We start from the raw sequence: 22,004 nt of genomic DNA, 5'->3' as shown, positions 1-22,004 counted from the left end.
CCACTAAATCATTGACCAAAATTTCCAATGACTCTTTTTCTATGGCAAAGCTCACCTTTTTTGTAAGTGAACACTTGTATACTTAGTTACAATTTCATAAATTACTGTTTTTTAAAAATATAATTAACAAAAAACAACCATATAAGACTTTAGTCGTATTCTACTTGCATTCTTGATGACACATAAATATTCAAAACCTATTTATCAAATGTGCACCTATTTTTATAAGCCATTTCCATATTAAGCACCCATGCTCATGAATTAATGCAAAGGACAATTGCCATGAATATTTCTGATAACAGCCCGCAAGGCCAACTTTCGTCTCAACAGTTTTATCGTCAATACAGTGCCAATGCTTTACTTCCTGAACTAGATTGGCAAAGTATTTTTCCCCACAGCAAACTCAATGAAGCACATATCAAAGCGTTAAATACAATTTATCAGTGTGCTGTCCCCCTCGCACTTAATGTATTTCATAATCTAAATTTTGATGTATTTGCACCTGCAGCTTATCATCCTCAAGGTCTAGGTTTATTTGATAAATTGGCACAACAAGAAGAAAATTTCTTAAAAGTTCTTAGTGCTGAAAGTGAAAATCTTGACCATGACACACGCCATCAAATCTGGAGTATGCTACTTCGTGGCGGTGCTGTACTCGTTTTCAAAGCTTGGCTTGGTCATGTCAAACTCGGCGAGAATCAGTTAGATATGACGCAGTTTGATGAATTGTCTGATTTACTCTTTATTAAAACGCACCCAGATCAACTTGCTGAACGTCTACATGTTGATGAAAAAGCAAAACTCGACCACATCTTCTTAATGTATGGCAACGATATTTTCCTTGATCGATTCAACAGCCTAAAAACAGCTGCTCTATTTGTTGATTTAGGTGTTTATGATGCGGCGTTCTTAAGCTTGCGTGATGACCGCGTGGCTGAATATTTAAAAATGAAACGCTATGTGACTCAGGAACAAATTGATGATTTGCAATGCGCGCTTAATCCATTGTACTGCGACAGCTTAACACCAAAGCAAGATTGCCTTGCTTAAGTGGTACCCATAAAAAAGACCTCAATCGAGGTCTTTTTTCTTTTAAATTTTCTTATCTTCAATATTGAGTGCACTAATTGCCAATACGGCTTGTGTACGGTTTTGCACACCTAATTTTCTAAAGATAGCCGTTACGTGAGCTTTAATCGTTGCTTCTGAAACATCGAGCTCGTATGCGATCTGTTTGTTTAACAAGCCTTCCGCAACCATCATCAAAACACGGAATTGCTGAGGTGTTAACGATTGAATACGTTCGACTAAAGCAGTTTCATCTGCTGCTCTTGGGTCAAGGTTAAGATTAGATGGCAAGTTAGGTGGTAACCAGATATCGCCTTCTAAGACTTGACGAATCGCTTCACCAATATGGCTTGGATGAGCCGACTTAGGAATATAACCCATTGCACCATGTGCAATTGCACGCTGAATAATTGAAGTTTCTTCATGTGCAGAAACCACAATAATCGGAATAGATGGATACTGTGCTCTTACATAAACCAGAGCCGAAAAGCCTGAAGCACCCGGTAAATTTAAATCGAGTAATACTAGATCAGGTTCTGCCCCATTTTCCAAACGCTCATAAAACTCATCAACCGAGGCTGTTTCATGAATTTGTGCCTGTGGCAGGCTATAACGTACTGCTTGAATTAAAGCATGACGAAACAAAGGATGATCATCAACGATTAAAATATTCATAAGCGATTAAAGTAATCTTGAGCATAAGTATGGCCTATTGTAACCATACTATTTAGATGAAAGATACGTTCATCTTATCCATTTTTATGTAAAATGTTGATAAATGCAGAACTTAGCCCATATTTTCAGATGTTTTTTAACTTTTAATCAAAATTAATCTGTTTTTTATATAAGCTTCTTTTTTATTATAAAAAATATATCACCTATAATTATATAAAATAAAAACAGCAACTTAATAAAAAAGCAAAGTATAAAAATCCACTATTTATCTTTTATATTTAAAACTGATAAGGTTGATCAATTTCGTTATTTTACAGTTCACCGTCATTGTTGATTAATAAGTCCAATCTCTTGTTTTAGGCTTAGGAACCAAATTATGACTGGTATCACATCACCAAAACCTTTAAATATCGTTGCTGTTTCTGGTGGATTAAATACCCCATCTAAAACGGAAAGTCTGGTTCAAGCCATTCTTGATGAATTATCAGAAGCAATCGATATTAAAGTTCACTTTATTAAATTAAGCGAAATCGGGCCTCTATTAGGCGGCGCATTTTATCGCAACCAACTTCCACAGCGCGTGCAAGATGACCTTGCAGCAGTTGAAGCAGCAGATGCTTTAATTGTAGGTACACCCGTTTACCGTGCTTCTTTTACAGGTCTTTTCAAACATTTCTTCGATTTTGTTGAACAAACTGCGTTGGTCGATGTACCAGTACTTTTAGCAGCATCGGGCGGTAGTGATCGTCATGCACTCGTACTTGAGCATCAACTTCGTCCACTGTTCAGTTTCTTCCAAGCACAAACTTTACCAATTGGCGTATATGCGACTGATCGTGACTTTACCCCTGAATATACGGTGAAAAGTGAGCAATTATCAGACCGTATTACGTTAGCAGTAGCACGCGCATTACCGATTTTAGAATGGGCACCAGCGAAAGGTAAACGTGCTGAAGTAGTTAAACCTAAATCTCAACAAGCAAATCAAGAGCTTGGTATTAACAAGCAAATTGAGCAAGAAGAAGTATTGCCTTCAGCGGCTGTACCAGACCTTGATGCGGCAGAATCTCGCTTGCACCACAAGTCTGGCAAATCATTAACGCATGTTGCCTAAATGCAATATCGCTAAATAAAAATAACGAATGGGGAGAGTGAACCATGACGCAATTACAACAACCTATTAAATTTGCTTATTGGGTACCAAACGTAAGCGGTGGCCTTGTAGTAAGTAACATCGAACAGCGTACAGACTGGAGTTATGACTACAATGTCCGTCTTGCACAGGCTGCCGAAAACAATGGGTTTGAATATGCGCTCACCCAAATTCGTTTTACGGCGGGGTACGGGGCAGAAAACCAACATGAATCGGTAAGTTTCAGTCATGCATTACTAGCAAAAACTGAAAAATTAAAGGTCATTGCGGCTATTCTACCCGGCCCTTGGAAACCGGCGCTTGCCGCTAAACAACTTGCAACGATTGATTATCTAACACAAGGTCGTATTGCTATTAATGTTGTTAGTGGCTGGTTCAGAGGCGAGTTTGATGCCATTGGTGAAGAGTGGCCTGAGCATGATGAACGTTATGTTCGCTCTGAAGAATTTATTCGCACTCTAAAAGGAATCTGGACCACCGATAACTTTAGTTTCGATGGTAAATACTATCAGTTCCAAAACTACACACTTAAACCAAAACCTCTGCAAAAGCCTTATATAGAAGTTTTCCAAGGTGGTAGTTCACGTGCTGCACGTGACATGGCGTCTCGTGTTTCTGACTGGTACTTTACCAACGGCAATACGGTCGAAGAAATTCAAAAACAAGTAGAAGACATTCGTACTAAAGCAAAAGTAAATAATCACTATGTCAAAATTGGGGTAAATGCTTTCATTATTGCTAGAGATACTGAAGAAGAAGCAAAAGCAGTACTTCAAGAAATTATTGATAAAGCCAACACTGAAGCCGTAAATGCATTTGGCGATGCAACTCGTGAAGCTGGAGCAGCCTCACCAGAGCAACAAGGTAACTGGGCAAAATCAACTTTTGAAGATCTAGTGCAATACAATGATGGCTTTAAAACCAATTTAATTGGTACGCCGCAGCAAATTGCAGAGCGTATTGTGGCACTCAAAAATGTAGGTGTTGATTTGATTCTGTCCGGATTCTTACATTTTATTGAAGAGGTGGAATATTTTGGAGAAAAGGTTCTACCACTCGTTCGCCAGTTAGAACTTCAACAGGAAAAGGAGGTAGAAATTCAAGCTAAATCAGCCTAAACACCCCACAGTTAAAACAGCGCAAGATAATAAAAACAATAAATTAAAAATAAAGAATTTATTGGCTCCAAGACTCGGCTTGGAGCTTTTATTTTTTAGGATTTCTCGACTTCTCGAATCACAGTTTCAACTGAGTAACGGCACCATTTTGAAAGTTTTTCGATAAATTTATTTAATGCTGCGGGTTCAAAATGGCTGACAATCATATAGCAAGCATTACCCATGACTTTAAAACATTCATCGATTTGTTCGTATTGCTTCACTAAATTTTCAATTTCTTCAAATGCGCGTTGTTCATTTAAATGCAAATGAATAAATTGTTTATGCGAATATTGAACGGCAATGGTGTAGTTTTTGATAACACCAGCATCCATTAATTGAGCAATTCGTGCACCCACCGCCTGCCCTGTCCGGTGCACGCGTTGCCCAATTTCTTTATTTGTCAGACGGGAATCTTGTTTAAGCAATGCAATAATTTTTAGATCAATCGGGTCTAATTCAATATTCATTTTTCATAGCGAAAGAAAACTGGCGGTAATGCTTTCATCTGACTATAGCCGATTTTTCAAGCAGAGAATAATCTTGTTTTATCTCATATCAACAAGAGTGACCTCATGAAACAAGCACTACTAGTTATCGATGTACAAAATGATTATTTTAAAAATGGCAAAATGGAATTAGTCGGACCAGAGCAAGCGCTAGAAAAAATAAAGCAGCTTGAACAATATTTTAACGCGGAAAACTTACCCATTATTTATGTACAACATATTAATCCACCACAAGCGAGTTTCTTTCAAGAAAATACAGATGGGGTTTTACTTCATCCTGAACTTAGTGCTGGCAGTAATTCATTAATCGTGACAAAGCATTATCCAAATAGTTTTTTAGAAACCAATTTAGATGAACTTTTAAAAGCACATCAAATTGAGCAACTTATTATTACAGGCATGATGACGCATATGTGTATTGATTCAGGTACACGTGCAGCCAAAGAACTTGGCTATCAACCTATCTTAATTGCAGATGCAACCGCAACTCGCGATTTAAGCCATGCTGGAAAAACTGTAAAAGCTGAAGACGTACAAACTGCTTTTTTAACTGCGCTGAGTACATTTGCAAATGTAGAAAATACTGCTGACTTTTTAGCAAGCTCTTAATAGAAAACAATAAGAAAGCCCCTGATGGGGCTTTCTTAAAATTAGTTCTGCTTATCAGGATAAACCGTTGTAATTAACTGATCTACCACTGCAGGCTCAGCCAAGGTTGAGGTATCACCTAAACTATCTAGCTCATTCGCTGCAATTTTTCTTAAAATACGGCGCATGATTTTACCAGAACGCGTTTTAGGTAACGCTGGTGCCCAGTGTAATGCATCTGGTGAAGCCACAGGTCCAAGCACTTTACGTACCCAATTAATTAATTCTTTACGCAGTTCTTCCGACTCTGGAACACCCGCTTGCAATGTCACAAAAGTACAAATACCCTGCCCTTTAATGTCATGCGGCATGCCCACCACTGCTGCTTCTGCTACTGATTCATGCGAAACAAGAGCACTTTCAATTTCAGCAGTACCTAAACGGTGGCCTGAAACGTTTAAGACATCATCAACACGGCCTGTGATCCAGTAATACCCATCTTCATCACGGCGAGCACCATCACCCGTAAAATAAGTATTTTTAAAGGTCGAGAAATACGCCTCAATAAAGCGGTCTGGATCACCCCAAATAGTACGCATCTGGCCCGGCCATGAATCTTTTATCACAAGATTACCTTCAACTGCACCTTCTAGCTCATTACCTTCACCATCTACAATGGCAGGTTGGACGCCAAATAACGGACGTGTTGCTGAACCCGGTTTTAAGGCTGTTGCCCCCGGCAATGGAGCAATCAAAATACCACCTGTTTCGGTTTGCCACCATGTATCAACAATTGGACAGCGGCCTTCACCCACGACATTGTAGTACCAGTTCCAAGCCTCAGGGTTAATTGGTTCACCAACCGAACCAAGTAAACGCAAACTGCTACGGTTACTTTCGCGTACATACGAATCGCCTTCTCGCATCATGGCGCGAATTGCAGTTGGCGCTGTATATAAAATAGAAACTTTATGCTTATCGACCACATGACCAAGACGAGCCCATGTTGGATATTGAGGTACCCCTTCAAACATTAAGGTCGTCGTACCATTTGCCAGCGGCCCATAAATTAGATAACTATGCCCTGTAATCCAGCCAATATCGGCTGTACACCAATACACATCATCTTGTTTTAAATCAAAGACCTCTTTAAAGGTACTTGTAACATAGACTAAATAACCACCTGTAGTATGCAACACACCTTTCGGTTTACCTGTTGAGCCTGAGGTATAGAGAATAAATAATGGATCTTCTGCCTTCATTGGTTCTGGAGGACAGTCTGCATCAACTTCCATAATAATGAGGTGATACCACAAATCACGGCCCGGCTTCATTTCAATTGGGTTTGCATTACGGTAAACCACAATCACATTCTCAACACACTCAGTACCTGGCAATGCTAAAGCCAAATCAACGTTTTCTTTGAGTGGTAATAGTTTTCCGGCACGTAGACTTGAGTCTGCGGTAATCACCAGTTTCGCTTGGCTGTCTTCAATACGACTTGCCAAAGAATCTGGCGAGAACCCACCAAACACTACACAGTGAACAGCACCAATACGTGCACAGGCCAACATGGCAATTGCAGCCTCAGTCACCATCGGCATATACAGCACAACGCGGTCACCCTTACCAATGCCATATTTCTTTAAAACGTTAGCAAAACGGCAGACTTCATCGTGTAACTCTTTATAAGAGACAATTTTATGACGAGAAGGATGGTCACCCTCCCAAATAATTGCAGGTTTATGTGGATGTTCTTTAAGATGCCTGTCTAAGCAATTTGCTGATACATTCAACTCACCATCAGCAAACCATTCAATTTTGAAATTGTCTTTGTCAAAACTGGTATTTTTAACTTGGGTAAATGGCTTTATCCAATCGACAATTTTAGCTTGCTCTGCCCAGAATTCATCTGGGTTCTCGATAGAGTGTTGATAACGTTTAAAGTAGTCTGCTTCAACAGTACGAGCTGTCTTTTTAAATTCCTCTGGTACTGGATAGATCTCATTCATACGCAACTTCCTTGATCTTGTGCATCCCATCTCGAGACTGTGGCTATTATTTTTACTGGATCTTATTTGTATGCCTTTTCAGTATGATGACTATTTCAAAGCCTAGACAATGCGACTTTGGTCATATATTAACCACTTACTCAAGCATACGAAATTATGAACATTTTTATAAAATTAAGTTGATTTAAAACATTTGTCTATAGCTTTTACTTTTATAATTTTTTCAATATTTGATGGTTTTGATCATCAACAAAGATTATTTTGTCTCTCATATGCAACCTAGGAATAAAATAATATGTTTGCCCAAACGACTTCCTCACGTCCACCACAACTCCCTTTAAAAGACAGCCCTTTTTCAATTCATGGCCGTTTTAACCGTATGAGTTATTTAGGTGGGTATGGACTGATTTATTTAGTCACAATTGTGGGCTATTTTATTTTGTCCTCACTTCTTGGAAGTTTTCAACTTTCAAGTAATTTATTTAATTTTGAGTTTTATAGCTCTCTTTCTGGCCTCAGTGCTTTGGTGGTATGGGCTTTTTGGCTGTTCCTGATTTATTTAAATGTTGTTCTCGTAGTACGACGTTTGCACGATCTAAATAAAAGTGGCTGGATGGGGTTGCTGTTATTCATTCCTATTGTTCAATTCTTTTTTATGATTTATTTACTGCTTGCCTCAGGTACAGCAGGTCCAAATCAATATGGTCCTTCTCGACCATCAACGTTCATCGAAAAGTTAATGGCTTGGTTTATCTTATTCGCTATTTTAATTAGCCTTATTTCTACCGCAGGCTTTTTTTACTATTTCTCTGGTACCGATACTATAGAAACGCCGACACAAATCTTACAAAAAGGAACGGAATACTTTTAATTAAAAAACACTTTATTATTTAGATGAACTCATTATAGTAGGCGCACATTTTATCTCCTACTATAATGAAAGCCGATCATCGCTTTCATCATTTTTTAAATAGAGACTTGTCGTGGCTGATGAACAAAAATCCTTAACGGATGTTGCAAAAAATACAGGCGAACTTTTGCAAGAAGCAGGTACTAAAACCACTCAAACGGTTTTAGCTCATACCGAAAAGTATCATGATGCCTATACCACTATTGATAAAATCGTGGATAGCTTCTGGGAACGTGTGCCTTATATTTGTATTGCGATTATCGTTTTTATTATTTTTTGGCTACTCACCAAATTATTTAAGTTCTTTGTTCGTAAAACCTTAGAAAATCGCTCTTATACGCGCCAAAACCTAGTGTTGGTTCTAAACCGTGTAGGAAGTACGACCATTTTATTTTTTGGATTCTTAATTGCACTCGTCATCATGATCCCAGGTTTTACACCAGGACAACTCATGAGTGCACTTGGAATCGGTTCGGTTGCAATTGGTTTCGCATTTAAAGATATTTTCCAAAACTTGCTTTCAGGTATTTTGATTTTATTGAGCGAACCATTCCGTATTGGCGATTCAATCGTGGTCAATTCACTTGAAGGAACTGTTGAAGATATTCAGATTCGTGCAACATTCTTACGCTCACCAGATGGTCGCCGTATCGTTATTCCAAATGCAACTGTTTATACAAGTGCATTAACCGTAAATACGGCTTATCAACAACGACGTTGTGAGTTTGTAGTCGGAATTGGTTATGATGACGACGAACAAAAAGCCAAACAGATTATTTTAGATATTCTTAATAATGACCGAAATGTACTGAGTCAGCCAGCCTTCTCGGTTAACGTTACAGCTTTAGCAGATTTCTCGGTTAACCTGACTGTCCGTTGGTGGGTGGATACCACTGAAACTGACATTTCGTCATCTACGAGCACCATACAAGCTCAAGTCAAACAAGCGTTCAATGCAAATGGCATTAATATTCCTTACCCTATTCAGGAATTAAAAATGGCTGCAAATCAGCCACCGTTAAACCCTGAAGTATCAAGTAAAGAGACGACCTAAAATATAAGAAATAGACGTTTCAGTTCTTAAAATACGGTTGCCTAAGCTCACAGCTTGGCAGCCGTTTTTTGTGAGCAAATCAACTTCATACGGAATAAAGCCACCTTCGGGTCCAACGACTACACTACAAGCATGTGGAATATTAACTGGCATGCTCTGCCCGGCATAAGGATGAGCCACATAAGCAGGGCTTTCCTCTGAGATTAAGCTTGGTAGGATATCCTCAACAAAAGGTTTAAAGCGTTTATATAATTGAATTTCGGGGACAATGGTGTCACCTGCTTGCTCGAGACCCAAAGTCACATAGTTATCAAGTTGTTGCAAAAATGGAGTTTGCCAATAGCTTTTATCTACGCGATAGCTATGAATCAAACTAATTCTTTCAACACCTAAAGTCACACTGTCCATAATTAAACGGCGTAAAACTTTGGGCCTTGGTAACGCTACGATTAAATGTACTGGAAGCTTTGCAGGTACTGCTTCATCACGAATAGGCCTTATACAAACTTCTTGCTCATTCATCGAAACGATTTCAGTGGTATAACGTGCACCATTACGAATACCAACTTTTAGATTTTGGCCAACCGTAATATCAAGGTGTTCACGCAAATGCTGTAATTGGCGCTTTGAACGGATTGACCATAACTCTGACTGAACATCTTCAGATTCTAGTAAAACGATATTCATGGTTTTTCGGCCAAATACCGGTTAATTACTCCAATATGTTTCTGCAATGAACCTTGGTTTCGCTGCAAAACTTTATGCGCCTGCTCAACCACCTGCTTCGCTTCTTCCGGCTCGGCTAAACAAGCCATCCAGATTGCTACAACCTGCTCGGCGTCTTGGGCAATCAGTACACCATTTTCATCAATAAATTCATCAACAATCGTTTGGAAATTAAAATAACGCGGTCCAATTACGGTCGGTACATTCAGAACCATAGGTTCTAAAATATTATGTCCCCCGCCTGGTTCGTTAAGTGATCCACCAACAAAACAGACCTGACTTAAGGCATACCATAGCCAAAGCTCACCCATACTATCAGCCAGATAAACTTGTGTACTCGTATGAATACTTTGATTCAAACTTCTACGATGAGTAATTAAATCTAGGTCTTGGCAAATTTCAAATACTTCATCGAAACGTTCAGGATGCCGAGGTACAACAATACAAACTAAATTTGGATCTGACTTTAGATATGGTCCGAGCGCTTGCAAAATTTGTTGTTCTTCAGGTGCATGTGTACTGGCAATTGTTAAGATTTTACGTTGCCCCAAATACCATAGCTGGTGTAACTTTTCAGCTTGATTTATAAATACTTCTGGTGCGTGAATATCAAATTTAATATTTCCAACCACCTGACTTTTTTGTTGATCTAAGCCAAGTTCGATATAACGTTGTCGAGTCGCATTATCTTGTGCCAGCACCCAGTCAATTTGTTTCAGCATTCCCGCTGTTAGACCTGAAACGCGGCGATAACCTTTCGCTGATTTTTCTGATAACCGCGCATTTAATAATAAACAAGGTACATGCTGTAGCTTGGCTTGATCAATTAGATTTGGCCAAAGCTCAGTTTCAACCAATGCTAAAAGCTTTGGCTGGTACAACTCAAAGAATTGCTTTAAGAGGTGCTTTTGATCAACCGGCAAATAAACTGCTTGAAATAAATCTAAATAAGGTGATTTTAAAAATAACGATTTAGCACGCGCCTGCCCAGTCTTCGTTGTATTGGTAACTAATACGGCTTGACCAAGTTTAAGATAATGTTCAATTAAGGGCTGCGCTGCATTAGTTTCTCCGACCGAAACAGCATGAAACCAAATTGCTCTCAAATTTTTCGGAGATTCAAACGGCCCAAATCTTTCCAGACATTCCTGATTATATAATTCCTGGCTTTCTGCACGTTTTTTTATCCGCCATTGGTAAAAAGGTTTTAATAAATGGAGTGCGGTGTTATACCAAAAAGGGGTCGCCAAGCGGTTTGCCTCAAATAGTCAAAATTTAAAACTGGGGAAAATATAACATAGATAGAAAAAATGGCAGAGTTTCGATACCTAAACTCTACCATTACAAGAAAAGCGATTTACTGACTTAAGAAATGAAATAGGTCAGTAAATCGAAATCTCAAAGATATTATGACACTTCCAGCGTTGGATAGTCTGTATAACCTTCAGCACCTTTAGCGTATAAAGTCGTTGGTTGAAGTTCATTTAATGGCAAGTCTTGTTCTAAGCGCTGTAAAAGATCTGGGTTAGCAATATATGCTTTACCAAAAGATACGGCATCTGCCTGACCTTCACGCAAGATACGTTTTGCTGATTCTGGTGTTAGGTTCTCATTGGCAATCCATACACCATTAAATTTTTCGCGAAGTTTAGGACTGATGCTGTCAGCAGCTTCATATTCACGAGAGAAAATGAAAGCAACATTACGTTGGTTAAGTTGTTCAACTACATAACCAAAAGTTGCTAATGGGTTTTCATCTCCCATATCGTGTGAATCACCACGCGGTGCAATATGAACACCTACTCGGCCAGCGCCCCACACTTCAATAAATGCATCAACGACTTCTAATAATAAACGTGCACGGTTTTCAACCGGACCACCGTATTCGTCATCACGTTGGTTGGTATTACTTTGAAGGAACTGGTCAATCAAGTAACCATTCGCTGCGTGTAATTCAACACCATCAAAACCTGCTGCTTTAGCCAGTTCTGCTGAATGTTTGTATTGAGCAATAACTTCTTGAATCTCTTCAATTGAAAGTGCACGCGGTGTTACATAAGGACGTTTAGGACGTAATAAACTCACTTCACCCGCAGGTTGAATTGCACTTGGTGCAACAGGAATATCACCGTCTAAAAGTTCAGGATGCGAAATACGGCCTACATGCCAAAGTTGAGCTACAATTTTTGAACCTTGAGCATGAACTGCCTCAATAATTTTATTCCAAGCTTGTGCCTGCTCTTGTGACCATAACCCTGGGGTGTCTGCATAACCCACAGTTTTTGAACCAATTACTGTTGCTTCAGTCAAAATTAGACCGGCATTTGCACGTTGTTGATAGTATTCAACCATTAAATCATTAGGCACTCGGCTTTCACCACTACGCGCACGCGTTAATGGAGCCATTACCAATCGATTTTTGATTTCAAAATCACCAACCGTTAAAGGAGTATTGAGTTCAGCCATAATCGCCTCGACTTACACTTTTAATAATTTAAAGTGTTTGTTTTAAATGTTCGATATATTGCTGAATCAAAGCTTCGTTACGTGAAAAATAAGACCATTGACCATATTTTTGGACCTGAATAAGCCCCGCCTGTTGTAACACAGACAAATGATTAGACATCGTAGACTGAGCTACTTTACCCAAACGTTCAATATGACCTGCACAAACACCCTTCTCAAAACTACCACCACACTCTTCCACCGGTAAATAACGTGCAGGTTCTTTTAACCATTGCAAAATTTGCCGACGTAGAGGGTTGGAAAGGGCTTTGCTAATTGCATCAATATCCATAGGCTCAACACGTCTTTTAAACGAACAAAGCTTTGTTCAGCATTTCGAAAACATAATATCGCATTTTTTCGATATTCATATCTATTTTTTTCGATATTCATATCGCATTTTTTCGATTAACATTCGAAGGCTGAACTGCTTTGCCGTTTTAATCGCTAAAAATCCAAGAGTTCTACATATTCATAGATGAACTGTATTTAAACTAAAAGTTCAGCAGACTCTTATAAACCTTGTTTTAAACTCGCTTCGATAAAACGATCAAGGTCACCATCAAGAACAGCACCTGTATTAGAGTTTTCAACACCCGTACGTAAGTCTTTAATACGCGAATCATCTAATACATATGAACGAATTTGGCTTCCCCAACCAATATCAGACTTAGAGTCTTCTAGAGCTTGCGCTGCTTCATTACGTTTTTGCATTTCCAATTCGTACAAACGTGCACGTAACTGTTTCCATGCGTGGTCACGGTTAGCATGTTGCGAACGCTGGTTCTGACACGCTACTACAATACCTGTTGGGATGTGAGTCAAACGCACAGCCGAGTCGGTCTTGTTAATATGCTGACCACCAGCACCAGATGCACGGTAAGTATCAGTACGAACATCAGAAGGGTTAATATCAATTTCAATATTGTCATCAACCTCTGGTGAAATAAATACCGCAGAGAATGAAGTGTGACGGCGGTTGCCACTGTCAAATGGTGATTTACGAACTAAACGGTGTACACCTGACTCTGTGCGTAACCAACCGTAGGCATATTCACCTTCAACACGAATCGTTGCTGATTTAATACCTGCTACGTCACCGTCAGACACTTCCATAAGTTCTGCTTTAAAGCCATGACGTTCAATCCAGCGCATATACATACGTAAAAGCATAGACGCCCAATCTTGTGCTTCTGTACCACCTGAACCTGATTGAATCTCTACATAGCAAGGATTCGGGTCCATTGGGTTACTAAACATACGACGGAATTCAAGTTTAGCCAGTTCATCTTCGGCAGCCCCAAGCTCAGACTGAACATCTTCAAGTAGGCTTTCATCGTCGGCTTCTACAGCCAAATCTAACATCGCTTTTGCATCTTCAAGCTGTGTAGACAAACCGTCCAATACATTAATAACGTTTTCTAGCTCACCCTTTTCTTTCGCCATCGCCTGAGCACGGCTTTGATCATTCCAGATCGCAGGATCTTCTAACTCACGTAAAACTTCTTCTAAACGTTCTTTTTTCAGATCGTAGTCAAAGATACCCCCGTAGTGTTTGGCTACGATCAGTTAAGTCTTTCAATTGGTTTAGATAAGGATTAATTTCCACGCGAGTGTTCCCATAAGAGCAGATAAACAGTCAATTATTTTAGCATAGCTGCAGTTATCTACGAACCTGCTTTGTATTTCTCCTCATATTTCACACATTTAATTACCAAACTTCCTTTAGTTCATTTTAAGCTTAATTGGTAACATCCTCATACAAAACTGGGTACTTTTACAGCATTTCTTATGATCTACACAAAATATCCTCAATTTTAATAAAATAAAACATTATATTTTTATGCTTTAAAATCAATTTGTTAAATTAAATATCTTTACATAAATAGCACACGGTTACACTACGGTTACTTGCGCAAGATTGACGACCAAGCTTTTTCGTCTAGACTAAAAGTTGTAACAAAACATTTATAAAATCGTTTTTTAGAGGGGAGAGATTCCATGAAAAAACTAGCAATTGCATCAGCTCTTTTATCTGCTCTCGCAGTGAGTGGCGCAGCAAACGCTTACCAAGCTGAAGTTGGTGGTTCTTACAATTATCTTGATCCAGACAACGGTAGCAGCGTAAGTAAATTCGGTGTTGACGGGACTTATTACTTTAATCCTGTTCAAACTCGTAACGCTCCACTTGCTGAAGCAGCTTTCTTAAGCCGTGCAAGTAACGTTAACGCCCTTATCAACTATGGCGATAACAGCGGTACAAAAGATACTCAATATGGCGTAGGTGTTGAATATTACGTTCCTAACTCAGATTTCTACCTTAGCGGTGATGTAGGTCGAAACGAGCGTGAAGTCGACAACACCAATATTGACAGCAAAGTAACTACTTATGCAGCTGAAGTAGGTTATTTACCAGCTCCAGGTTTATTACTTGCTCTAGGTGTTAAAGGCTACGACGAAAAAGACGGTAAAGACGGCGCTGATCCAACAGTTCGTGCTAAATACGTAACTCAAGTAGGTCAACATGATGTAAACCTTGAAGCATTCGGTGCATTTGGTGATCTAGACGAATATAAAGTTCGTGGTGACTACTACATCGACAAAACTTTAAGCGTTGGTGCTGATTACTACAACAACGACTTAACTGATAAAGATGAATTTGGTATCAATGCTAAAAAATTCTTAAATCAGCAAGTAAGTGTTGAAGGCCGTGTTGGATTTGGTGATAACGACAACACTTATGGTGTTCGTGCAGCATACCGCTTCTAATCAAACCTAAAGTCATAAAAAATCTGCTCAATTGAGCGGATTTTTTTATTGGTTTAAATGTACGATGCGTAATTGTAAATTCACATTACCATTAAATGCATTACGATCTATTTCATAGACCAAATGTACATAATCGCGCATTGGGTCAAATTCAAAACGGCCCACTGCATTAAAAGCAATGGCATCAAAACTGTATTGGTCCAGTGCTAATTTAAGCTTCAAATGCGTTTCTTTAAGCCAGCGATAATCAATAACTTTAAAATGCCCCTCAAACTGAGGAAAAGGGAATTTTTGTCCCCATGGACCAAGCTGTTCTATCCAATCTAATGTATTTAGTTGCAAAGCCGAAGCTGGTAATTCCCCATCCGTCCATAGCGTTGCTTGAAACAAAGATTCTTCCATTGCTGCAATGCAATTGGTAAATGCTGTTTTAAAAGCTTCGAAGTTTTCTTTACGTATGGTTAAACCTGCTGCTGCTGCATGCCCACCAAAATGGCTCACCAATTCTGGATGTTGTTCAGCAACCTGTTCAATCGTATCTCGAATATGCACGCCATCAATTGAACGTGCTGATCCTTTTATATGAATACCATCTTCATCAGGTGCAAACACAATAGTGGGGCGATGAAACTGTTCTTTTAAACGCCCTGCCACAATCCCGATCACGCCTTGATGCCAGTTTTCTTCAAAAAGTACAAGAGCCGGAGGAACGTCTTCTTTTGAGAGCTGCAAGCCATCTAAAGCAGATAAGGCTTGTTGCTTCATTTCCCCTTCGATTTGACGACGCTCTATATTTAATTGATTTAACTGTCTCGCGATTGGATAGGCAGATTCCATTGTGTCAGCTAATAAACATTCAATGCCTATACGCATGCTCTCCATGCGTCCAGCAGCGTTAATACGCGGACCTAAAACAAAACCTAAATCTTGTGCACGCAAAGACGAAGCTTCACGGCCAGCAATATCTAGCAACGCCAATATTCCGACTCGGCATTGATGTTGTTGAATACGTTTTACGCCTGCGTCGACCAAAATACGGTTGTTATAATCTAGGACAGCAACATCCGCATATGTTCCTAAAGCAACCAAGTCTAGATATTGAGTGACTTTACTTGTACTTTTGTTTTGCTTGTTACGTAAACTTGCTAAATTGGCCAGTACATAAAATGCAACGCCAACACCTGCAAGCGCCTTACTTGGGAACTCACAACCTAACTGATTTGGGTTTACAACTGCTTCTGCAAGTGGTGTTTCTTTAGTGGTTAAATGGTGATCTGTAATAACCACTTGCATGCCCAGTGCATGTGCCGCATCAACACCAGCATGGCTGGAAATCCCATTATCGACAGTAATTAATAAATCGGGTTGATAAGTTTGATGTGCAAGCTCTGCAATTGCAGGGGTAAGTCCATAACCGTATTTAAATCGGTCTGGAACCAAATAGTCGACTTGTGCTCCCATATCGCGAAGCACCAATACCATTAAAGCTGTGCTGGTTGCGCCATCGGCATCGTAGTCGCCAACAATAACAATTTTTTTTTGCTCATCAATGGCTTGATCTATTAAGGCCACAGCTATCTCTAATCCCTTGAGCTGTGGAGCTAACAAATTCTTAAGCTTTAACTCTAATTCCTGTTCAGATTGTACCCCACGCCTTGCCAAAATTTCGGCAATAAACGAAGGCACGCCCTGAAATTGTTCAGGGCGTGTCAATAAAGGTCTTTGTTTGATTTGTATTTTTGTCATTTAAGGCATCAGTCGGTGCAGCATCCATTGACCGTCGATTTTTTCATAACTCAAGCGGTCATGTAAACGATTTGGTCGCCCTTGCCAGAATTCATAATAATCTGGCTGCAAACGATAGCCTCCCCAGAACTCTGGCTTATCAAGTACTTCACAATTTGTAACTTGCTGTTGTAACTCTTGAAAACGTTTCTGTAACAGCTCGCGACTTTCAATCTTACCACTTTGCGGAGTACTGATATGCGCTGCAATCTGGCTATCACGTGGTCGTTTACGATAGTAATCTGTAGATTCTTGCTCAGCAATTTTGACTACATGACCACCAACTCGTACCTGACGCTCTAGACTTGGCCAGTAAAATAATAATTCGGCATATGGATTTTCTGCCAAATCAATACCTTTCTGACTGTCGTAGTTAGTATAAAAATCATACCCAGCTTCTGTAGCCCCACGTAACAAAACTGTTCGAACATGAGGTCTGCCATTCGCGCTTGCTGTCGCTAATGACATTGCATAGGGTTCATGCAAATTGGCTGCTAGAGCATGGTTAAACCAACCAAGAAACTGCTGATGAGGATTAGATTCAACTTGCCCCTCATGCAATTCTCCTTGCTCGTAGCTTAAGCGTAATTCACTTAAATCTTTAATGACATCACTCATGTCATGCACCTTATGCGACTTGTGCTTGTGAACGAACTGAATCTGCTAAATGCTGAGCTAAAGCATTCACTTCTTGCTCATCATCACCTTCGACCATAACTCGAATAACAGGTTCTGTTCCTGACTTACGAATCAAGATACGTCCACGGCCTTTGAGCTGTGCTTCTGCTTTATCAAACTCGGCAACCAATGCAGGAATAGAATACGGATCAAGCATTTGTTCTAAACGTAAATTCACAAGAATTTGTGGGAATAATTTAAAATCTTGAACCAATTCATGAAGAGCTTTATTTTGCTCGACCATCACGGTTAAAACTTGAAGGGCTGCAATAATCGCATCACCTGTCGTACTCTTATCTAAAGTTAGAATATGGCCAGATGGTTCCCCACCAGTAACCCAACCATTTTCTTCTAAAGCTTGTAATACATATCGGTCGCCAACCTTAGCACGAACAAAACCAACATTCGCTTTTTCAAGTGCAACTTCGAGTGCCATGTTACTCATGACAGTACCGACTACGCCTGCTGGCTTATTTTGAGCCTGAGTCGCTAAAATATATAAAATATGGTCGCCATCAATTAAGTTACCAAACTTATCAACCATTACGACACGGTCAGCATCACCATCAAAGGCAATCCCTAAATCTGCTTGGTGCTCAACGACAGCTTTTTGTAGGTTTTCAGGATGTGTTGAACCACAACCTTCATTAATATTTAAACCATCTGGCTCATTATATAAAGCAACAACTTTTGCCCCTAACTCACGGAAAACCGAAGGACCAACACTATATGCTGCACCATGAGCACAGTCTAATACGATCTTTAAATTATTTAAGTCAAAGTGGTAAGGGAAAGTAGATTTACAAAATTCGATATAGCGACCATTCGCATCATTTACACGAACACTTTTACCTAAGTTTGCGGTGTCCTCAATAAACAAATCTTTTTCTAATTCGAGGTTAATTTCTTCTTGTAGAGCATCTGGTAATTTTTTTCCTTCGCTTGAGAAAAATTTAATCCCATTATCAAAATATGGGTTGTGCGATGCAGAAATCACGATACCTGCATGCGCATGTAAAGCACGAGTAAGGTGCGCAATTGCTGGGGTTGGTAATGGGCCAAGTAAATGAACATATACGCCAGCAGCGTTTAACCCCGCCTGCAAAGCAGACTCTAAAATATAACCAGATAAACGAGTGTCTTTTCCTAATACAACAAGTGGCTTATTTTTTGGACTCGTTCGTTTTAATACCTTCCCTGCAGCAAAACCGAGTTTTAAAGCAAACTCTGGAGTAATAGGCATTTGCCCAAATTTTCCACGAATACCATCCGTTCCAAAATAACTCATAGCTTATCTCATTTTTACGCCACTTCAGCCGTGGCTTACTTCATATATGGCCATTCCGCCATATTTCTTTTCGTCAGATTTACTTTACACCAAAAACAAAAAGCCGTCAGTGTAATGACGGCTTTCTTCATTGTTTTGGTTACGAAAATCTAACCAACACGATAGTTTGGAGCTTCTTTAGTAATCGTTACATCATGGACATGTGACTCAGACATACCAGCTGAAGTAATTTTCACAAATTTTGCATTTTGGCGAAGATCTTCAATCACAGCTGAACCTGTATAACCCATCGATGAACGTAAACCACCCATCATTTGATGAACGATATTACCCATTGGGCCTTTATATGGAACACGGCCTTCAATGCCTTCTGGTACTAACTTCTCAGCACCCGCTTTTGAATCTTGGAAATAACGGTCAGCAGAACCAGTTGCTCCCGCCATTGCACCTAATGAACCCATACCACGATATGCTTTGTAGTAACGACCTTGGAAAAACTCAACTTCGCCCGGCGCTTCTTCAGTACCAGCTAGAAGTGAACCAACCATGATTGTGCTTGCACCCGCACCGATCGCTTTAGCCATATCGCCAGAGAAGCGGATACCACCATCTGCAATTAAAGGAATTTGATCTTTTAGTGCGCTAGCAACGCTGTCAATCGCAGAAATTTGTGGCATACCAATACCTGCCACAATACGTGTTGTACAGATAGAACCAGGGCCAATACCTACTTTTACAGCATCTGCACCTGCATCTAATAATGCTAATGCAGCATCACCAGTTGCAATGTTGCCACCAATCACTTGTACTTGAGGGAAGTTTTGTTTCACCCAACGTACACGTTCAATTACACCAGCAGAGTGACCATGTGCTGTATCAACAACAATTACGTCAACACCAGCTTCAACCAATGCTTCCACACGACTTGGTGTATCAGCACCTGTACCTACCGCAGCACCAACACGTAAACGACCAAGATCATCTTTACAACTGTTTGGATAGCTCTCGGCTTTGCGGAAGTCAGTTACTGTAATTAAGCCTTTAAGTTCATTGCTCTCACCAACGACCAAGACTTTTTCAATACGGTGTTTTTGCAATAATGCTTGAATATTTTCTTTAGACTCGCCTTCACGTACAGTTACTAAACGATCTTGGCCTGTCATAATGTTGCTAACAGGTTGTTCTAAATTGGTTTCAAAACGCGTATCCCGGCCTGTCACAATACCAACAACCTTGCCATCTTTAACAACAGGTACACCGCTAATGTTATTAGCAGAGGTAATTGCAATCAGTTCACGCACTGTAGTTTCAGGCGTTACAGTGATAGGATCTTTCACCATACCCGCTTCGAATTTTTTCACACGGCGTACTTCTGCAGCTTGAGCAGCAATATCCATGTTTTTGTGCAAAATCCCGATACCACCATTTTGTGACATCGCAATCGCCATACGTGACTCAGTCACTGTATCCATTGCAGCTGAAACTAATGGGATATTTAAATGAATGCCGCGAGTTAAACGTGTCTTTAAAGAGACATCTTTTGGGAGAACAGTAGAGTAGGCAGGAAGTAATAAGACATCATCGAAGGTTAGCGCTTCTTGAACGATGGTCAGCATAACAATCTCACTGGTAAATTCCGTGAGCTATTATAAACAAATTTCAATGCAATTTTCATATTATCTTTGCCTTTTTCAGCAATAGATATTCGCCTACTCTAAATATTTCTCACTTATTATTGTGTTAGCTCATATTTAACTCACCTGATCATAGTCATGATCATTTTCAGAATCGGCTGGGTTAATACGAATAAGAGGAATAAGCTGGTGCGCCAAACGAGCTTTATTACACTGCTCATCTCCCACCTGCACTTCTCTACAGGTAGAACTACGTACAGCATAAATAGAACACCCCACCTCTTTACCAATTTCACCTGTCAAAGCCTGACAACGTGGCTGAGCCCGATTAGTTCCACGCATACAAGAATAAACAGGTGTTAAAGGTTCAACGAGATGTTCATCCATTAACTCGGCCTCAGCCCAGTAAAATGAAACCCGAAAATGTGCACAACATGCCCCACAGCGTAGGCACTCATCTGGAGTCGCAACTTGAGATAACATTTTATTCAAATTCTCGTCATCAAAGGTTTTTCTGCGACGAAAAATACTAAAAAAATTTCAATTCCGACTCAAGATAATGGACCTCATTTTTTAAGTTGGACAGCTAAAAATTTGCTCATTCATTAAATCTACGCCGCATGGCAAGGTCTCAATCCAGTCTAAAAACTGATTGACCATTTCTTTACCAATAAATGGACTTCCATGCTGAGGAACGATCATTTCAATATCCATTTGCCGCACCATGTTAACCCACAAACGGATAACCTTATTGGAACACATATAGCGTTGGTGAAAAGCCTTCATTTTCATAACGTGGGTATCGAAATCTTTTAAAGGCTGATTAGCATCCTCAACAATCGAGGCACCCATATCGCCAGAAAATAAAATTTTGGCAACTGGATCATAAAACTGAAAATTACCCACCGAATGTAAGAAGTGAGCTGGAACTACCACAAGCTTGGATTCTCCTAGAGTAATCACTTGGCCGCGGTCGGGTAATTCAATAAGACGGTCTTCCCAATTCCCTTTCATACGCTCACTCATAAATGAGGAATTTAGGTGTGGTAAAAAACGTGCCCATAATTTTGATGCAACGACTTTAGCATCGGTATAAACCAGCCAGCGTGGCATTGAAGTAATAATGTCCGGATCTTGATGCGAGGCCATCACATAGTCCAGATTTTTCAAACGTGTATATTTATTCAACTCCATCGTTAATGGAACATAGGTCAAATCGCCACCTGGGTCGATTACAGCAGCGCGTTCATGATCAATAATTAAAAATTGATTGGCTTGAATGCCTTCCCCTTTAACCAAGCTGGTAAAACTAATACATTTATGTACGCCATTATCAAATAATATCTGCGATGTTGTTTTTTCAAACCCCATACAATTCCCCAAAAAACTTTAAATATTAGATATTTTTATATCCATAATAAAATAATGGGATTCAACAACTCATGCAATGAATTACTTTATCTTTCTCATAATATTTTAAAATTGATTTTGGT

At 39.7% G+C, this 22,004-nt stretch carries 21 protein-coding genes; 7 read left to right on the top strand and 14 right to left on the bottom strand.

The window, feature by feature from the left end:
• Positions 1-282: 282 nt before the first annotated feature.
• Positions 283-1,050 (top strand): hypothetical protein, encoded by a 768-nt coding sequence (locus tag HJG58_RS04190; RefSeq protein WP_216076502.1) that lies wholly within the window; start codon positions 283-285, stop codon positions 1,048-1,050.
• 42 nt (positions 1,051-1,092) lie between these two features.
• Here the strand turns inward: HJG58_RS04190 and HJG58_RS04185 are convergent, their stop codons facing one another.
• Positions 1,093-1,743, bottom strand: coding sequence for a response regulator (locus tag HJG58_RS04185; RefSeq protein WP_170248026.1), 651 nt, complete (start codon positions 1,741-1,743; stop codon positions 1,093-1,095).
• A gap of 376 nt (positions 1,744-2,119) precedes the next feature.
• Here HJG58_RS04185 and msuE point away from each other — a divergent pair, with 376 nt between their 5' ends.
• A complete protein-coding gene (gene msuE / locus HJG58_RS04180) occupies positions 2,120-2,857 on the top strand; it encodes an FMN reductase (protein ID WP_016142782.1) in 738 nt (245 codons plus the stop codon).
• 44 nt (positions 2,858-2,901) lie between these two features.
• Positions 2,902-4,014 carry a dimethylsulfone monooxygenase SfnG gene (gene sfnG, locus HJG58_RS04175; RefSeq protein WP_170248025.1) on the top strand — a complete coding sequence of 371 codons (1,113 nt, stop codon included), beginning with the start codon at positions 2,902-2,904 and terminating at the stop codon, positions 4,012-4,014.
• Between the two features lie 95 nt (positions 4,015-4,109).
• On the opposite strand, the gene HJG58_RS04170 is transcribed toward sfnG, so the two are convergent.
• Entirely contained in the window at positions 4,110-4,523 is a 414-nt protein-coding gene (locus HJG58_RS04170) for an Lrp/AsnC family transcriptional regulator (RefSeq protein WP_170248024.1), read from the bottom strand.
• A 105-nt stretch (positions 4,524-4,628) separates the two neighbouring features.
• On the opposite strand from HJG58_RS04170, the gene HJG58_RS04165 reads away from it, so the two are divergent.
• Positions 4,629-5,171: a cysteine hydrolase family protein gene (locus HJG58_RS04165; protein ID WP_170248023.1), complete on the top strand. Its 543-nt coding sequence runs from the start codon at positions 4,629-4,631 to the stop codon at positions 5,169-5,171.
• Between the two features lie 41 nt (positions 5,172-5,212).
• Here the strand turns inward: HJG58_RS04165 and acs are convergent, their stop codons facing one another.
• Complete coding sequence (acs, locus tag HJG58_RS04160) at positions 5,213-7,162, bottom strand: acetate--CoA ligase (protein ID WP_170248022.1); 1,950 nt, start codon at positions 7,160-7,162, stop codon at positions 5,213-5,215.
• 295 nt (positions 7,163-7,457) lie between these two features.
• Between acs and HJG58_RS04155 the strand changes: the two genes are divergently transcribed.
• Both HJG58_RS04155 and HJG58_RS04150 read left to right on the top strand, forming a co-directional pair.
• Positions 7,458-8,033, top strand: a complete 576-nt coding sequence (locus tag HJG58_RS04155; protein ID WP_170248021.1) for a DUF805 domain-containing protein — start codon at positions 7,458-7,460, stop codon at positions 8,031-8,033.
• A gap of 112 nt (positions 8,034-8,145) precedes the next feature.
• On the top strand, positions 8,146-9,126 hold the full coding sequence (locus tag HJG58_RS04150; RefSeq protein WP_170248020.1) for a mechanosensitive ion channel family protein: 981 nt from the start codon (positions 8,146-8,148) through the stop codon (positions 9,124-9,126).
• Here the strand turns inward: HJG58_RS04150 and HJG58_RS04145 are convergent.
• From HJG58_RS04145 to prfB, 5 genes are all read right to left on the bottom strand, one after another.
• Positions 9,106-9,813, bottom strand: coding sequence for a 16S rRNA (uracil(1498)-N(3))-methyltransferase (locus tag HJG58_RS04145; RefSeq protein WP_170248019.1), 708 nt, complete (start codon positions 9,811-9,813; stop codon positions 9,106-9,108). The two genes, HJG58_RS04150 and HJG58_RS04145, sit on opposite strands and share 21 nt — an antisense overlap.
• Positions 9,810-11,102, bottom strand: a complete 1,293-nt coding sequence (locus tag HJG58_RS04140) for a 3-deoxy-D-manno-octulosonic acid transferase (protein WP_170248018.1) — start codon at positions 11,100-11,102, stop codon at positions 9,810-9,812. Before HJG58_RS04140 ends, HJG58_RS04145 begins: the two co-directional genes overlap by 4 nt.
• Before the next feature lie 157 nt (positions 11,103-11,259).
• Complete coding sequence (locus HJG58_RS04135) at positions 11,260-12,318, bottom strand: alkene reductase (protein WP_170248017.1); 1,059 nt, start codon at positions 12,316-12,318, stop codon at positions 11,260-11,262.
• 28 nt (positions 12,319-12,346) lie between these two features.
• Entirely contained in the window at positions 12,347-12,649 is a 303-nt protein-coding gene (locus tag HJG58_RS04130; protein WP_170248016.1) for an ArsR/SmtB family transcription factor, read from the bottom strand.
• Positions 12,650-12,870: 221 nt separating this feature from the next.
• A protein-coding gene (gene prfB, locus HJG58_RS04125; protein ID WP_099475557.1) for a peptide chain release factor 2 occupies positions 12,871-13,966 on the bottom strand; the annotation gives its coding sequence in 2 pieces (ribosomal slippage) (positions 12,871-13,893 and positions 13,895-13,966; 1,095 coding nt in all).
• Between the two features lie 392 nt (positions 13,967-14,358).
• Here prfB and HJG58_RS04120 point away from each other — a divergent pair.
• On the top strand, positions 14,359-15,126 hold the full coding sequence (locus HJG58_RS04120) for a putative porin (RefSeq protein ID WP_005078653.1): 768 nt from the start codon (positions 14,359-14,361) through the stop codon (positions 15,124-15,126).
• Between the two features lie 45 nt (positions 15,127-15,171).
• Here HJG58_RS04120 and recJ read toward each other — a convergent pair whose 3' ends face one another.
• From recJ to HJG58_RS04090, 6 genes are all read right to left on the bottom strand, one after another.
• A complete protein-coding gene (recJ, locus tag HJG58_RS04115; RefSeq protein WP_170248015.1) occupies positions 15,172-16,872 on the bottom strand; it encodes a single-stranded-DNA-specific exonuclease RecJ in 1,701 nt (566 codons plus the stop codon).
• Positions 16,873-17,529, bottom strand: coding sequence for a pyridoxamine 5'-phosphate oxidase (gene pdxH, locus HJG58_RS04110; RefSeq protein WP_171545210.1), 657 nt, complete (start codon positions 17,527-17,529; stop codon positions 16,873-16,875).
• Between the two features lie 10 nt (positions 17,530-17,539).
• Positions 17,540-18,877: a phosphoglucosamine mutase gene (gene glmM, locus HJG58_RS04105; protein ID WP_170248013.1), complete on the bottom strand. Its 1,338-nt coding sequence runs from the start codon at positions 18,875-18,877 to the stop codon at positions 17,540-17,542.
• A 149-nt stretch (positions 18,878-19,026) separates the two neighbouring features.
• Positions 19,027-20,493, bottom strand: coding sequence for an IMP dehydrogenase (guaB, locus tag HJG58_RS04100; protein WP_002121951.1), 1,467 nt, complete (start codon positions 20,491-20,493; stop codon positions 19,027-19,029).
• Positions 20,494-20,628: 135 nt separating this feature from the next.
• Positions 20,629-20,994, bottom strand: a complete 366-nt coding sequence (locus HJG58_RS04095) for a YkgJ family cysteine cluster protein (protein ID WP_170248012.1) — start codon at positions 20,992-20,994, stop codon at positions 20,629-20,631.
• A gap of 90 nt (positions 20,995-21,084) precedes the next feature.
• Positions 21,085-21,882: an oxygen-binding di-iron domain-containing protein gene (locus tag HJG58_RS04090; protein ID WP_170248011.1), complete on the bottom strand. Its 798-nt coding sequence runs from the start codon at positions 21,880-21,882 to the stop codon at positions 21,085-21,087.
• Positions 21,883-22,004: the final 122 nt, after the last annotated feature.

It is taken from the genome of Acinetobacter geminorum (genome assembly GCF_013009345.1).
In the GTDB taxonomy this organism is placed as follows: Bacteria; Pseudomonadota; Gammaproteobacteria; order Pseudomonadales; family Moraxellaceae; genus Acinetobacter; species Acinetobacter geminorum.
This window is presented reverse-complemented; position numbering and strand designations above follow the sequence as displayed.

Excerpts from the sequence above, each read along its gene's own strand:
- HJG58_RS04190 (WP_216076502.1), top strand. The coding sequence starts at position 283 with ATGAATATTTCTGATAACAGCCCGCAAGGCCAACTTTCGTCTCAACAG.
- HJG58_RS04185 (WP_170248026.1), bottom strand. The coding sequence starts at position 1,743 with ATGAATATTTTAATCGTTGATGATCATCCTTTGTTTCGTCATGCTTTA.
- msuE (WP_016142782.1), top strand. The coding sequence starts at position 2,120 with ATGACTGGTATCACATCACCAAAACCTTTAAATATCGTTGCTGTTTCT.
- sfnG (WP_170248025.1), top strand. The coding sequence starts at position 2,902 with ATGACGCAATTACAACAACCTATTAAATTTGCTTATTGGGTACCAAAC.
- HJG58_RS04170 (WP_170248024.1), bottom strand. The coding sequence starts at position 4,523 with ATGAATATTGAATTAGACCCGATTGATCTAAAAATTATTGCATTGCTT.
- HJG58_RS04165 (WP_170248023.1), top strand. The coding sequence starts at position 4,629 with ATGAAACAAGCACTACTAGTTATCGATGTACAAAATGATTATTTTAAA.
- acs (WP_170248022.1), bottom strand. The coding sequence starts at position 7,162 with ATGAATGAGATCTATCCAGTACCAGAGGAATTTAAAAAGACAGCTCGT.
- HJG58_RS04155 (WP_170248021.1), top strand. The coding sequence starts at position 7,458 with ATGTTTGCCCAAACGACTTCCTCACGTCCACCACAACTCCCTTTAAAA.
- HJG58_RS04145 (WP_170248019.1), bottom strand. The coding sequence starts at position 9,813 with ATGAATATCGTTTTACTAGAATCTGAAGATGTTCAGTCAGAGTTATGG.
- HJG58_RS04135 (WP_170248017.1), bottom strand. The coding sequence starts at position 12,318 with ATGGCTGAACTCAATACTCCTTTAACGGTTGGTGATTTTGAAATCAAA.
- HJG58_RS04130 (WP_170248016.1), bottom strand. The coding sequence starts at position 12,649 with ATGGATATTGATGCAATTAGCAAAGCCCTTTCCAACCCTCTACGTCGG.
- HJG58_RS04120 (WP_005078653.1), top strand. The coding sequence starts at position 14,359 with ATGAAAAAACTAGCAATTGCATCAGCTCTTTTATCTGCTCTCGCAGTG.
- recJ (WP_170248015.1), bottom strand. The coding sequence starts at position 16,872 with ATGACAAAAATACAAATCAAACAAAGACCTTTATTGACACGCCCTGAA.
- pdxH (WP_171545210.1), bottom strand. The coding sequence starts at position 17,529 with ATGAGTGATGTCATTAAAGATTTAAGTGAATTACGCTTAAGCTACGAG.
- glmM (WP_170248013.1), bottom strand. The coding sequence starts at position 18,877 with ATGAGTTATTTTGGAACGGATGGTATTCGTGGAAAATTTGGGCAAATG.
- guaB (WP_002121951.1), bottom strand. The coding sequence starts at position 20,493 with ATGCTGACCATCGTTCAAGAAGCGCTAACCTTCGATGATGTCTTATTA.
- HJG58_RS04095 (WP_170248012.1), bottom strand. The coding sequence starts at position 20,994 with ATGTTATCTCAAGTTGCGACTCCAGATGAGTGCCTACGCTGTGGGGCA.
- HJG58_RS04090 (WP_170248011.1), bottom strand. The coding sequence starts at position 21,882 with ATGGGGTTTGAAAAAACAACATCGCAGATATTATTTGATAATGGCGTA.